Genomic DNA, 13,204 nt, shown 5'->3' on the forward strand with positions numbered 1-13,204 from the left:
TACGTTTGAGCGGGAAACGGGACTCAAACCCGCGACCCTCAGCTTGGAAGGCTGATGCTCTATCAACTGAGCTATTCCCGCAAAATATTTTCAAAGATTGAACGTTTTCAATCTGATTTTGTGGGGAGAGCAGGATTCGAACCTACGAAGACGAAAGTCAGCGGAGTTACAGTCCGCCCCAGTTGGCCACTTTGGTATCTCCCCAAAAGCAATCGCTATGTAAAAGAACTGTTGTTTGTTTCTCGATTGCGGTTGCAAATATAGGGGCTTTGGCAGAATATACAAGGGCTACCAAGCTTTTTTTTGAAAAAAAACTAAGTTTTTTATGTAAGTGTTTGATTTCCTAGTAAATATTTTTGTCATTTTTTTCAAATACTTTTTTCAAGTAAATATCACACTACCCCAACAACACCTTAACGTCACAATGTCAATGCATTACGACAATATTTTCAACTTCACCTTTAAACCAGTTACATTCTAAAGCATTGAATCTTAAGCTTCGGAGCATTTAGAGTTCTTTTATTGATTATATTCGATGATGTACTTGCGAATCGTTTTTAAAATATTCTTGAAATTAATTCAACAATTACATTTTCGAAATAATAGTAAAGCATGGAGAAAATTCTTTTCATTATAAATCCAATTGCAGGTAAAAAAACAGGCAAAAATATCAATCAGGATATTATTCGATATTTGGATACCGATAATTTTAAACCTCATTTTAAGTATTCGGAATATGCCGGGCACATTTCGGAGATTGCAAAACAAGCATTGATAGAAGAATACAAAGTAATTATTGCTGTTGGCGGTGATGGCACGGTAAATGAAACTGGAAGGATTTTGGTTCATTCCAATATTCCAATGGGAATAATTCCCATAGGATCGGGAAATGGACTCGCCAGGCATCTTAGAATTCCCCTATCTGTAAAAGGTGCAGTAAGACTCATTAATAAGATGGATATCCTTCAGATGGATGCCATAAGAATAAACGGCATGTATTCATTTTGTGTAGCAGGAATAGGATTTGATGCTGAAGTCAGCCGAATGTTTCAGAAAATGAAAGCCAGAGGACTTTTCTCATATATTATAGCTTGCTTGCGTTGTTTTAATCAAAGTAAAAACCAAGACTTCATTGTACGCATCAAACAGAAAGAACATCACTTAAATGGTTTCATGATGTGCTGTGCCAATGCAAGTCAGTTTGGAAACAACGCCTACATTGCCCCTGGTGCAAATGTTTCGGATGGAATTATAGATCTGGTATTGGTTAAAAAGCCATCTTACCTACAAATTCCCATATTTGCCTTTAAAACATTTACAGGAACACTAAAAAATCACTCATTGTATAGCAGAATAAATGGAAGTGAATTTGAAATCACTCAAGAGAATGATTTTGCGCATTTAGATGGAGAACCAACAAAGGTAGGGACGAAGTTTACTGTAGCTATTGAAGAAAAAGCACTACCAGTAATTTATTAAAACAAAAAAACGGAAACCAATAAAGATTTCCGTTTTCGAATATTTTATAAAAGATGATTACTTCATCATTGCTTTCGCTCTTGTAATGTATTTTTCAATATCACGAGCTTCTGCTGATTTAGCAAAATCTTTCTCAATTTTTTCGTAAGCAGACAATGCTTTTTTATACTCTCCCATCATTTCGTAAGCTAAACCAGCTTTTTGCAAGTAAATAGGAGTTGTAAAATCATTTGCATTGATTGTACTTGCATCCATATAGTTCGAAGCAGCTTTAGCATTTTCTCCTAATTCCATATAAGCATCACCAGCTGCAGCTTTAGCTAAAGAACTTAAAAGGAAATCATCTGAACTAAAAGATTTAAGATTATCAATCGCATTTTGATACTCACCAATTCTTAAATATGAAATACCAGCATAGTACTTAGAAAGATTACCAGCTGCAGTTGAACCAAATTCGTCAACAATTTCTAAAAATCCAGGATAGTTTTCGTCACCATTTAAAGCCAATTTAAATGAATCTTGTTCGAAATATCTTTGAGCCTGGAACAATTGATTCTGAGCTTTTTCTTCAAGAGGAGTTTTGTAATACTTTTGATAAGCAAAAATTGCAACAGCAACCAAAATAACAGCAAAAGCAATGCTAGTCAATTTCTTTTGGTTCTTCTCTATATATTGTTCAGTTTTACTTAACGCCTCTTCTAGATTCTCGAAATTATCCGCAGTTTCCGGATTGTTTTTGTTCTTCGACATACTCAAATAATTAATAGGTTTATTTTTTCTAACGCAAATGTAATTTTTTTTACCAAATATTAAGCATGATTAATATAAAAAATGAGAATAAATTAGAACTTAATTATTGCAAAGCTTTCGCTGATTTGAATTGATTTTATTTCGTAATTTTGCAGCGTTACCTTAAAGTTTTACACATGCATCTTGAAAAACTATCTCTTATAAACTACAAGAACATACTTGAGTTGGAATTAAATTTTTCTCCAAAAATCAATTGTTTTATCGGCAATAATGGAATGGGAAAAACCAATCTTCTCGATGCAGTTTACTACTTAAGCTTCTGTAAAAGCTTCTTTTCGTCTACCGATCAGCACAACATCAATCATGATGCTCAATTCATGGTTTTAGAAGGAAATTATCAACGTAAAGACTTGGAAGAAGTGGTTTATTGCGGTGTAAAGCGTGGACAAAAGAAGAATTTCAAGCGAAACAAAAAGGAGTACAAAAAACTATCTGAGCACATTGGCTTGCTTCCTATTGTTATGGTCTCTCCTGCCGATGGCAGATTAATTACCGATGGCAGCGAGGAACGCAGAAAGTACATGGACAGTGTAATATCGCAATACGACAGAAAATACCTGGATGATCTGATTCGCTACAATCGAGTTATTCAACAACGGAATAAATTATTGAAAGATTTTGCTGCAGGAACCAAATACGACGAAGACACCTTAAGCATTTGGGATGAGCAGCTAATAAATTTAGGTGCCGAAATCTATAAGAAGAGAAAAGATTTTCTGCACAAATTAATGCCAGTTTTCCAGGAATACTATTCTATTATTTCTCAGGGAAACGAAATTGTTAGCCTGGAGTACAAATCGCAATTGCACGAACATGGAATGCGTGAATTATTGGACAATGCACGTTGGAAAGATCAGGTAATGCAATATACAACAGTGGGAATTCACAAGGATGATTTGGTCCTAAACTTAGGAAAGTTTCCAATTAAGAAAATGGGTTCTCAGGGACAAAAAAAGACTTATCTAATTGCGCTAAAGCTGGCTCAGTTTGAATTCATAAAACAAATTGCAGGCTTTACCCCTATCCTTTTGTTAGATGATATTTTCGATAAACTAGATTCAAATCGCGTTGAGCAAATTGTTCGTTTGGTTTCAGAAGAACGATTTGGTCAGATTTTCATTTCTGATACCAATCGCGATCATTTGGATGAAATCCTATCAGGATCAGCTCTGGAATATCAACTTTTTACCATTGCTAACGGTGCTATTGTAAATTCGGAATCATGAGAAGAAGCAACACTCAAAAAATAGATGAATTGATCAAGGAAGTTCTAAAAGAATCGAAACTTGATGTAAAATTGAAAGAATATGAGTTGGTAAACTCATGGGAAAAAGTAATTGGGAAAACAGTAGCCAATGCTACTACCGATATCTACATTCGTAACCGAAGATTATTCGTTGCTGTTCGCTCATCGGTAATCCGAAACGAACTCATGATCATACGAGATGGATTGGCAAAAGCACTAAATCGAGAAGTTCAGGCGAATATTATAGATGAAATTGTAGTGAGATAAAAAAAGCACATCAATAAGTTATTAATGTGCTTTCCGAATATTTTGATATAATTTAAATCACTTCAGTTGCCGAGAAATAAAATGCTCCTTCGATACAAGCATTCTCATCGCTATCCGAGCCATGTACAGCATTTTTCGACATTGATTCAGCAAACTCTTTACGAATTGTACCCTCATCTGCTTCGGCAGGATTGGTTGCACCAATTAACTTTCTGAAAGCAGCCACAGCATCTTCCTTTTCCAAAATTGCAGCTACAATAGGACCTGAACTCATAAAGTCGGTCAATTCATCGTAAAACGGACGTTCCTTATGAACTTCGTAAAATTTCTTAGCTTGTTCCTTTGTAATTTGAGTGTATTTCATGGCTGCAATTCTAAAACCAGCTTCGTTAATTTTTGCAAGAATTGCTCCAATATGACCCGCTGCTACAGCATCAGGCTTAATCATTGTAAAAGTTCTATCGCTTCTCATTAATTTGTGTGTATAAGTTTAACCTAGGTATACAAAAATAATATTTCTGTCTAGGCATGCAATAGAATAGAACTATTTATTTGGATTAATTCTAGTTAATTTATCCAATAAACCTCAATTACATCTACAATTATTTTTTGATGATGAAATCTGCATCGCAATCTTTATCTTTACCCACTAATTTTTGAATCATCTTTACTCTTAAGAGAATGAATAATATAAAGAATAGAATTGATAGTGATTTGATTAAGAAGGCAGAAGTTCTGCTGGAAGAATCAAAACAAATTGCAATAATCCCACATTCTGGTCCTGATGGTGATGCCATTGGTTCATCCTTAGCCTTGTACCAGTACTTAAAGAAAAAAGGCAAAGAATCTAAAATAATTAGTCCAAGTGATTATCCAGTATTCTTAAACTGGTTACCTCAGAACTCAGAGGTTTTAATATTCCCTTCGAATAAGAAGAAAGCTAAGGATTATTTAAAATCATCCGATTTGGTATTTATTGTAGATCACAACTCATTTAAAAGATCAGGAGATTTGGAGAAAATTCTACAAGATTTACCTGCAAAGAAGATCATGATTGATCACCATCCGGAACCTGAACAAATTGTTGATTTGATGTTTTCAGATACAGCAATGTGTGCCACTTGCGAGTTAATGTATGAATTTATCGAAGCTCTTGGAGATGAGAACCTAATCGACACTCACATTGCAGAATGCCTATACACAGGAATCGTTACGGATACAGGAGGATTGAGTTATAATTCATCTAATCCAAGGACCTACCAAATTGTAGGAGATTTATTGGCAAGAGGAATCGATAAGAGTAAAATTCACTCGAATGTATACGATAATTTCTCCACCTATAGAATGAAACTATTAGGCCACTGTTTGGATCAAGGACTTGAGGTTTTAAGTGAATATCAAACCGCAATTATCACTTTAACCAAAGACGATTTACTACGATTCAACTACAAAGATGGCGATACTGAAGGTTTTGTAAATTATCCTCTATCTATACAAGGAATGTTGGCATCAGTAATATTTATTGAAAAAGAGGATATGGTAAAAATCTCTTTCCGCTCGAAAGGAAACGTGCCAATTAACACGGTTGCTGCCGAACACTTTAATGGTGGAGGCCATATGAATGCTGCTGGTGGTCGCACTACCGACAAATTAAGCGAGGCAATTGCCAAGTTTAAAAAAGTATTACCTGAGTTTTATAAAAGTCTTGACGTCTAATTTAGACAACAAAAAAGACCTGATGGTATGATATTTGTGTTATTTAAGGCGACCATAGTCTTGTCTTACATAGTGGTTTTGTAAATTTTAGGGGATATTAAGACTAAGTCAAGAAATGATCCCGGTTTTAGGCGGTCGGGATTATGCCTAAATTTTTAACTATGATGTTCGCAGCGCAGGTTTTTACAATCTGCGCTGTTTTTATTTGAATTATTTTTCTCTGTGCATTAGGAAAATAGCTGGTTTCTTGTGTAAATCGATATCCATTCCTTTCCATGCTTTTACCGGAAGAGTTTTAATAAACTCACTCTCCATGGTAATATCAACTGCAATACACAGTTTTGTACCACCACTGCAATTTGCAATTAAATCTTCAACCAATTTATTGTTACGATATGGTGCCTCGATAAAAATTTGCGTTTGATTTTCGCTTAAAGATCTTGAATCTAACTGCTTTATTTTCTTGGCTCGTTCATTGGATTTTATTGGCAAATATCCGTTGAAGGCAAAGTTTTGTCCGTTAAATCCTGATGCCATCAGCGACATTAAAATGGAAGATGGACCAACCAATGGTACTACTTGAATATTCTTTTCGTGAGCCAATTTTACAACGTCTGCTCCCGGATCGGCAACACCTGGACAACCTGCTTCCGAAATAATTCCGATATCAAAATCTTTTATCGCATTCAGATATCCTGAAATTTCGTTAGGCGAACTGTGTTTATTTAATTCGTAAAAGCGAAGTTCATCAATATCAATAGCTGAATTTACCTTTTTAAGATATCTGCGTGCTGTTCTTATATTTTCCACAATAAAATGCTTAATCGTAGGAATCAGCTCTTGAATATCCTGAGGAATTACCTGATTAATGGATGTGTCTCCCAAAGTTGTTGGGATAAGGTATAACTTGCCTTTCATGATGATTTAATTTTCGGCAAATGTACAAAATTACTTGTATTATTAATTTTGTATCAAGTTGGAATTATCGTTTTGTAAACCGGCGTACCAAAAAAGAGTGCATATCGCCTCCACTTTTTATTTTTCTACCGACCTATTATTCTCTTTTGTTTTCTATCTGGAATAATTCTAAATAATTTTGAAACCATTCAAAAAAGTTTCATCTTTACATCTAAATCATCGTTTATCATTACAAAATGAAAGAACTTGCTACAAAAATCATATTAAATAGAAACTTCATCTTGGTATTGGCAGTCATTTTAGGCTTAGCCATTGGCCAGCATGCATCCCTGTTTAAAAATTACACTTTTTACGTATTGGCCGTGGTTATGACCTTCTCTACAACAGGAATTTCAACCAAAGCCATGTTTCCATTAAAAAAAATGATCAAACCAATGATTATTGGTTCCCTTCTAAATTATGTGGTTTTTGGAGCAGTAGTTATTTCTCTTTCTTATTTCCTAATGCCTACCCCCGAATTGTTTTTAGGATTTGTAGTGATCGCTTCTACGCCTCCAGGTGTTGCTGTTATTCCATTTTCTCATATTCTGGATGGTGATTTGAAATATGCCATTGTAGGAACTTTAGGTGCATTTATATCTTCATTATTTTTTGCACCGCTAATCGTAGGCCTATTCTCAAATGTTGACGGAGGAATAAACCCTACAGATTTATTCATTGCTATGGTTCAGCTGGTAATAGTTCCTTTGTTGATTTCCAGACTTCTACTGTGGAAGCCTATAAAACCAACAGTAGAAAAAGTAAGAGGTAGAATTGTTGATTGGGGCTTTGCACTCATAATTTTTACCGCTGTAGGTTTAAACCGACAGGTATTTTTTTCTAATTTTGAAATACTCTTACTGGTTTCTTTGGTTTTATTTCTGGGGATATTTGGTTTAGGATGGACTTTTGAGAAAATAAGCAAAAAAATTGGAGTTGCTGCTCCTGTTGCAATGACTCAAAACTTATTGGTAACGGTAAAAAGCTCTGGTTTTGCTGTGGTTACAGCATTAACTTTATTTGGCGAAAAAGCTGCAATTCCATCTGCTGTTTTAGCGGTATTTGTATTGGCCTATTTACTATTTCTATCCATCCGAAAAGAACTCAGAGATTCAAAAAAATCAAATTAGGTAAGAGTTGAATTCTGATTAGAACAAAGCATGGTAAAACTAACTTTTCTTGGAACTGGAACTTCTCAAGGCGTGCCAATTATTGCATGCAAATGCCCTGTTTGCTTATCTGAAAATAAAAAGGACAAGCGATTACGAACTTCTGTATTAATTCATATTGACAATCAAAACATTGTGATTGACAGTGGTCCTGATTTCAGGTACCAGATGCTGCGCGCTGGTGTAGAAAATATTTCCGCCATACTATTTACCCACGAGCATAAGGATCATACTGCAGGTTTGGATGATATTAGAGCATTCAACTGGGTAAACAAAACTGCAGTAAATATTTATGCAGAGAGACGAGTTCAAGAATCTCTAAAAAAAGAATTTGCCTATGTTTTTGCAGAATTTAAGTATCCGGGCATTCCTCAAATGAATTTAATCGAGGTAACCAAGCAGGCATTCAGAATAAATGGAACAACGATTCAACCCATAAGAGCCATGCACTTAAAACTTCCGGTTTATGGATATCGAATAGGAGATTTGGCTTACATCACTGATGCAAATTATATCTCGCCAGAAGAAATGGAGAAGCTAAAAGGCATAAAAGTATTGGTAGTTAATGCTCTTAGAAAAGAAAAGCACATTTCACATTACAATTTGTCAGAAGCTCTTGATCTGGTAAATGAATTAAAACCAGAAAAGGCCTACTTTACTCACATCAGTCACCAAATGGGATTCTATGATGATGTTCAGGCCGAACTTCCTGCAAATGTTTATTTGGCTTACGATGAACTTACGATTGAAGTCTGACAGTCGAAAAGTAGAATGGGTAAAATGTTTGCACCTAAAAACTTAAATCTGCGAACTAATTTCTCCCCTTTAAGGTAGATTAATTGGGGGTATCTGGAAGAAAAATCAATTATCTCTCAACTTTTCTCATAAAAATCACACTCATTCCACCCAGAACAAAGAAAATGCTTCCTGCTAACATTAAGGCCGATGAGATGCTGTAATGGTCGGTGTACCATCCAAGGAATGGTCCTATTGCAGCAAAACAGATCCTGATAATAAAGTTGCGCACCGATAAAACTGTTGCTCGCATATCAGACTCGGTAATTCTGTTGATGTAATCTTTCAACACAGGAGTAGCAATTCCTCGCACAAAATAAAAGAAAAACAGAACACCAACTCCAATTAAAGAGTGAAACCAACCTGTTAAAATAAAGCCACTTGAAATACCAATTACGATAAAAACTGAAGTCCCTATTTTTCCCAAATATCCTTCAACCCGATGAGCCAACAAAGCCACAAAACCAACCGTTAAATTTAATAGGGTCCAAATCACTCCAATGGTGCTCACTTCCATATCTAAATCTTTTAAATAGGGCTGAATAAACCAAGCCAAAGTTAATGTAGCACAACCTATTACCGATGAAAGCATAATGTTCCAACGAAGTTTTGCACTATCCCAAAGGGAGAACTTAACAATTGATAGGATGTGTTTGAAGCCAGCTTTCGATTTTTTAGAATCCTGATTGGGATCTAAAAGTAAAAATGCTGCTGGTATTGCTATAAAAGCAATAAATGATTGCAATACAAAAGGAGTTCGCAAACTAATCAAAGCCAAGCTACCTCCTGCAATTCCGGCGATAGCTTCTGCAAAATTCCCAACTGACATTACTCTACTTTCCTGTTTTAGATATTCTTTTTCACGTTTCATTTTTAAAAGACTATCGTAAAGCATTGCCGAATCGGAGCCAGAAATAAAACTACTCCCTATTCCAAGAATTAATTCAGCTGCAAGAAAGCCTGTAAACCCATAACTAAACGAGTAAACAACAAATCCCAAACATCCCAATATCGCACCAAGAATCAATGATTTTTTGCGCCCCCAGACATCGGCCAAATATCCCGAAGGAATTTCAAGAATTACAACAGCAACAGAATAAATCCCTTTTAGGGTAAGTACATCTTGCATGCTTAAACCATTTTCCTGATAAAACAGAACAATGATGGGCATGGTTAGCATGAACCACTTTGCAATTTTAATAGCATATAGCTTAGGGATATTTCCTGCGTACGTTCTTGACATTTTTCTAAATTGAATTGCAAAGATAATTTCTCTATTCAAATCTTAAAACACCTTAAAAAAGAAGTTTTCTCTGAAAGAAAACCAAACTTCATCCAAACTTTGCTCCAGAATTCCACACTCCTATTAAAAAATCTTTACCCACCATAAAAAACGTTGAAAATTATTCTTTCTGAAACCTAAGCATTTAGTGCGTTTCAGCTATTCTTTTCAAAAAAAAATCACAAAAACATTTGCTTAAACGCGCAATTAATCCCTATATTTGCATCGCCTTTTAAGGATGGTCCAGTAGCTCAGTTGGATTAGAGCAACAGCCTTCTAAGCTGTGGGTCCCAGGTTCGAATCCTGGCTGGATCACAAAACTTTCTTAAAAGTTAAAATTTTAATGTTTCTATAAGGCCGGTCCAGTAGCTCAGTTGGATTAGAGCAACAGCCTTCTAAGCTGTGGGTCCCAGGTTCGAATCCTGGCTGGATCACGAAAGGGTAGCAAATTGCTACCCTTTTTTGTTGTTATACCCCGCAAATCCTCGTAAATTTGGAATATCGGATTTTTTTTGAATGGCATTAAATATGCAATACCGTTCATATTTTTAGTACCAATTCGATACCGTGCGTAGTACCCACCTATTTTTTAGGGTAAAAATCAGTATCGAAAATAGAAAGATTTGATGGTGAAAAAATGTGCAATAAATACCTGGTTGTTTTGATGCTGTTTTTTAATACCGAAAATCGGGTTTTAGTACCCAAATGAAAATTTAGTACCCACTTAATTAAGTCCCCAAATTATGAGTGCAAGCTATAAATTTGTTTACAATCGAAAAGGAAAACTGAACAGCGAGAATAAAGCACTGGTGCAACTTCGTGTGTATATGAATCGCAAGCAAAAGTTTTTTACTACTGGAGAGTATTTGCGAGAGTCGCAATGGGATGATGAAAAGAAAAAGATTGTTAATCATCCGAATGCAATTAAAAAGAATAAGAAGCTTCGTGATATGATTTCGAGTTTGGAAGATTACGAGATCCGGATAATGGACGAAGGTAAAAAATTTACTTTCGAACATGTTGAGCAGTTTTTATCGGGCGATTCGGATATAGGTTTTATAGAATGGTGCCGAAAGAACCTGGAGGAAAAACAATCGTTAAAAGGAAGCACTTACCGTGCCATTACTGGCAAGCTGAATGTAATTGAACGAACAGGGATACTCACAAGCTTTAAAGATTTAACTTTCGAGAACATTTTAAAGCTCGATAATATCTTGTTGCAGGATAAAGCACCACGAACCGTTTTTAAATATCACTCGGTGCTAAAAACATTTGTGAGCACTGCCATTAAAATGGATCTGTTAGCGGTGCAGAATAATCCGTACATTAAATTTCAGCCTAAAAGAGTACCCGATGCCAAGCGAAGGTATTTGGATGAAACAGAGGTGCGCAAATTGCAGGAAAAAGATTTTAGCACGAAAAGACTTCGAGAGATTCGCGATGTATTTTTATTTTCGGTTTATTCCGGATTATCATACGCCGACATTTGCGACATGAAAAAATCGGATTTGTACATAGATCATGAAGGGAACAAATGGATTTGGCGCGATAGAGTTAAAACCGATTTCGAATACAAAGTGCCATTGCTGCCACAAGCTGCCGAAATTATAGAACGATATGCCGATGATGGTTGTTTGCTGCCAGTAAAGAGCAATCAGAAGATGAATGAATATTTAAAAGAGATTGCCACAATTTGCGAAATAGATAAGAATCTAACCTTTCACATGGCCCGACATACATTTGCAACCACAATAACACTGAGCAATGATGTGCCAATAAGTACGGTTAGCCGAATGATGGGCCATAGTAGTTTAAGAACCACACAGATTTATGCAAAGATTGTAGATACTAAAATGCTGGAGGATATGAATAACCTTCGTGAGAAAATGAAAAAAAGTAATAAATAAATTACTTTTTATTTGATTTATTGTAATAAATATATTACCTTTGATATATCAAAGAATAAATAAAAGCACAATATCATGAGTGAATATTACAAAATAAAAGGATTAAAAGTAAGAGTATCAGATCACGAACCTAATTTCTCAATGGATAGAATTAGAGGAAGAAATAATGTTGAACTTTACACAGTTGACGCTTGCGGTACCAAGCTAAGCGTTATTAGTCAAATTGAAAGATATTGCGAAAAAAACGATTTAAATATTGAGCTATTTAGCGAGATTATTAAAGATTATCCAGATGAAGAATATGTGCCAAGTATTACTATTGAAAAAGTAGAAGTTACTGCTGAATTTATCGAAGGTTATCACGCTATTTCTGGTAAAGGTTCAATGAAGAAAAAAGACCGCTATTGCGAGAAATATGGTATTGATTCGTTTAAAGTATCACAAGGTTACTATATCGTAAAATAATAAATATGACCACCCACGAAAAATACAAAGCAATGAAAAAGGCATTAGGATTGACTAATGCCGACATTGCTGAGATAATTGGCATATCTCCCAATAGCGTAAAAAATCAGACACAAAGCAGCAAAGAACTGCCTACCTGGGCAAAGAGTATGATATTTGTTTGGGAAAAATTGAAAGCTGATGAGTAAGAAAAGATGGAGTGCCGACGAATTACAAGTGTTAAAGAAACACTATGTAGGCAATGCAATTGAGGAAGTATTGAAATTGTTACCTGGACGAAGCAAGGATGCAGTGCAATGGAAAGCCAGCCAATTGGGCTTGTTAATTCGCGATGGAAAACAACGAAAGGCAAACAAAAAGATAATTGCCAACGTAACCGAAGAGCATTATAAAAAATTGGGCCATTCGAGAAATCACAGCCGGATAGTGCGCGAAGCTTTAGACTTATATTTTAAAGAAAAAGAGGAATAAAAACTATTCCTCTTTTTTTGTAATGATATAAACTCGTATGGTGTTTGCCATTGCTACACTCATGTGAACCTCTTTAATAGTCCAGCCTTTCTTTTTAAAATGATTAACCACTGCTACCGGACTTAAAAACCTTCCACCTTTTTCGTTCTTAATTTTGTATGGCTTTTCTTTTCCGTTATCAAAGTACACATCTACTTTGTTAACGATACCAGATTGAATAACGGTTACTTCTGCATATTTATCGGCAAAGCAAAAAGCCGATGTAGCAAGAATAAATAAACTTACAAGTAGTAATTTTTTCATGATATCATTTTTTAATGTTATTGTTAATTATATTTACATTAATAGTAATATTTTTATCTGTTTCAATTGGCTCTTCTATAATGTTATAAATTCTAGAAAATTTATGAGTGAAATTATTAATAAGCTGTAAAAGTTCTTGTTCTTTTTTTAAAATCAGTTCCTCTTTTTGTAGTAGTTTTTCTTCTTTTTCCAGTATTTTCTCCTCTCTTCGGAGAATTTCTTCCAGTTCTTTTCCCATAGCAATAATTCAGATTAGTCGTCGTGAACGAAAATAAAAAAAATATTTATTTATCAGAATTAAAGAAGGGTAAAGTTTAAAGGAACTTAAAAGGATAGA

At 35.0% G+C, this 13,204-nt stretch carries 16 protein-coding genes and 4 tRNA genes; 12 read left to right on the top strand and 8 right to left on the bottom strand.

The window, feature by feature from the left end; all coding sequences use genetic code 11:
- Positions 1-8: 8 nt before the first annotated feature.
- Both BXY64_RS18090 and BXY64_RS18095 read right to left on the bottom strand, forming a co-directional pair.
- Positions 9-81 (bottom strand) — tRNA-Gly (locus BXY64_RS18090).
- Positions 82-121: 40 nt separating this feature from the next.
- A tRNA-Tyr gene (locus tag BXY64_RS18095) sits at positions 122-204 on the bottom strand.
- A gap of 408 nt (positions 205-612) precedes the next feature.
- Here BXY64_RS18095 and BXY64_RS18100 point away from each other — a divergent pair.
- Positions 613-1,479, top strand: coding sequence for a diacylglycerol/lipid kinase family protein (locus BXY64_RS18100; protein ID WP_120241391.1), 867 nt, complete (start codon positions 613-615; stop codon positions 1,477-1,479).
- 57 nt (positions 1,480-1,536) lie between these two features.
- Here the strand turns inward: BXY64_RS18100 and BXY64_RS18105 are convergent, their stop codons facing one another.
- On the bottom strand, positions 1,537-2,229 hold the full coding sequence (locus BXY64_RS18105; protein ID WP_120241392.1) for a tetratricopeptide repeat protein: 693 nt from the start codon (positions 2,227-2,229) through the stop codon (positions 1,537-1,539).
- Positions 2,230-2,405: 176 nt separating this feature from the next.
- On the opposite strand from BXY64_RS18105, the gene recF reads away from it, so the two are divergent.
- Both recF and BXY64_RS18115 read left to right on the top strand, forming a co-directional pair.
- On the top strand, positions 2,406-3,515 hold the full coding sequence (recF, locus tag BXY64_RS18110; RefSeq protein WP_120241393.1) for a DNA replication/repair protein RecF: 1,110 nt from the start codon (positions 2,406-2,408) through the stop codon (positions 3,513-3,515).
- Positions 3,512-3,802 carry a DciA family protein gene (locus BXY64_RS18115; RefSeq protein ID WP_110360165.1) on the top strand — a complete coding sequence of 97 codons (291 nt, stop codon included), beginning with the start codon at positions 3,512-3,514 and terminating at the stop codon, positions 3,800-3,802. Before recF ends, BXY64_RS18115 begins: the two co-directional genes overlap by 4 nt.
- A 52-nt stretch (positions 3,803-3,854) precedes the next feature.
- On the opposite strand, the gene BXY64_RS18120 is transcribed toward BXY64_RS18115, so the two are convergent.
- Positions 3,855-4,274, bottom strand: coding sequence for a nucleoside-diphosphate kinase (locus BXY64_RS18120; protein WP_110360166.1), 420 nt, complete (start codon positions 4,272-4,274; stop codon positions 3,855-3,857).
- A gap of 209 nt (positions 4,275-4,483) precedes the next feature.
- Here BXY64_RS18120 and BXY64_RS18125 point away from each other — a divergent pair, with 209 nt between their 5' ends.
- Positions 4,484-5,518: a DHH family phosphoesterase gene (locus BXY64_RS18125; protein ID WP_120241394.1), complete on the top strand. Its 1,035-nt coding sequence runs from the start codon at positions 4,484-4,486 to the stop codon at positions 5,516-5,518.
- Positions 5,519-5,728: 210 nt separating this feature from the next.
- Here the strand turns inward: BXY64_RS18125 and BXY64_RS18130 are convergent, their stop codons facing one another.
- On the bottom strand, positions 5,729-6,436 hold the full coding sequence (locus BXY64_RS18130; RefSeq protein WP_120241395.1) for an SAM-dependent methyltransferase: 708 nt from the start codon (positions 6,434-6,436) through the stop codon (positions 5,729-5,731).
- A 236-nt stretch (positions 6,437-6,672) separates the two neighbouring features.
- Here BXY64_RS18130 and BXY64_RS18135 point away from each other — a divergent pair, with 236 nt between their 5' ends.
- Positions 6,673-7,605, top strand: coding sequence for a bile acid:sodium symporter family protein (locus BXY64_RS18135; RefSeq protein WP_120241396.1), 933 nt, complete (start codon positions 6,673-6,675; stop codon positions 7,603-7,605).
- 30 nt (positions 7,606-7,635) lie between these two features.
- Positions 7,636-8,400, top strand: a complete 765-nt coding sequence (locus tag BXY64_RS18140) for an MBL fold metallo-hydrolase (protein WP_120241397.1) — start codon at positions 7,636-7,638, stop codon at positions 8,398-8,400.
- 109 nt (positions 8,401-8,509) lie between these two features.
- Here the strand turns inward: BXY64_RS18140 and BXY64_RS18145 are convergent, their stop codons facing one another.
- Positions 8,510-9,682: an MFS transporter gene (locus BXY64_RS18145; protein ID WP_120241398.1), complete on the bottom strand. Its 1,173-nt coding sequence runs from the start codon at positions 9,680-9,682 to the stop codon at positions 8,510-8,512.
- Positions 9,683-9,961: 279 nt separating this feature from the next.
- Here BXY64_RS18145 and BXY64_RS18150 point away from each other — a divergent pair.
- From BXY64_RS18150 to BXY64_RS18175, 6 genes are all read left to right on the top strand, one after another.
- Positions 9,962-10,036 (top strand) — tRNA-Arg (locus BXY64_RS18150).
- A 44-nt stretch (positions 10,037-10,080) separates the two neighbouring features.
- Positions 10,081-10,155, top strand: a tRNA-Arg gene (locus BXY64_RS18155).
- 309 nt (positions 10,156-10,464) lie between these two features.
- Complete coding sequence (locus BXY64_RS18160; protein ID WP_120241399.1) at positions 10,465-11,628, top strand: site-specific integrase; 1,164 nt, start codon at positions 10,465-10,467, stop codon at positions 11,626-11,628.
- 75 nt (positions 11,629-11,703) lie between these two features.
- The gene (locus tag BXY64_RS18165; RefSeq protein ID WP_120241400.1) at positions 11,704-12,093 is read left to right on the top strand and encodes a hypothetical protein; all 390 of its coding nucleotides are present in this window, start codon (positions 11,704-11,706) and stop codon (positions 12,091-12,093) included.
- 5 nt (positions 12,094-12,098) lie between these two features.
- Complete coding sequence (locus BXY64_RS18170) at positions 12,099-12,281, top strand: sigma factor-like helix-turn-helix DNA-binding protein (protein ID WP_120241401.1); 183 nt, start codon at positions 12,099-12,101, stop codon at positions 12,279-12,281.
- The gene (locus BXY64_RS18175) at positions 12,274-12,564 is read left to right on the top strand and encodes a hypothetical protein (RefSeq protein ID WP_120241402.1); all 291 of its coding nucleotides are present in this window, start codon (positions 12,274-12,276) and stop codon (positions 12,562-12,564) included. The genes BXY64_RS18170 and BXY64_RS18175 overlap by 8 nt, the downstream gene beginning before the upstream one ends.
- A 3-nt stretch (positions 12,565-12,567) precedes the next feature.
- Here the strand turns inward: BXY64_RS18175 and BXY64_RS18180 are convergent, their stop codons facing one another.
- Both BXY64_RS18180 and BXY64_RS18185 read right to left on the bottom strand, forming a co-directional pair.
- The gene (locus tag BXY64_RS18180) at positions 12,568-12,867 is read right to left on the bottom strand and encodes a hypothetical protein (protein ID WP_120241403.1); all 300 of its coding nucleotides are present in this window, start codon (positions 12,865-12,867) and stop codon (positions 12,568-12,570) included.
- 4 nt (positions 12,868-12,871) lie between these two features.
- On the bottom strand, positions 12,872-13,105 hold the full coding sequence (locus BXY64_RS18185; protein WP_120241404.1) for a hypothetical protein: 234 nt from the start codon (positions 13,103-13,105) through the stop codon (positions 12,872-12,874).
- Between the last annotated feature and the right edge of the window lie 99 nt (positions 13,106-13,204).

The organism is Marinifilum flexuosum (assembly GCF_003610555.1).
Taxonomy (GTDB): Bacteria; Bacteroidota; Bacteroidia; order Bacteroidales; family Marinifilaceae; genus Marinifilum; species Marinifilum flexuosum.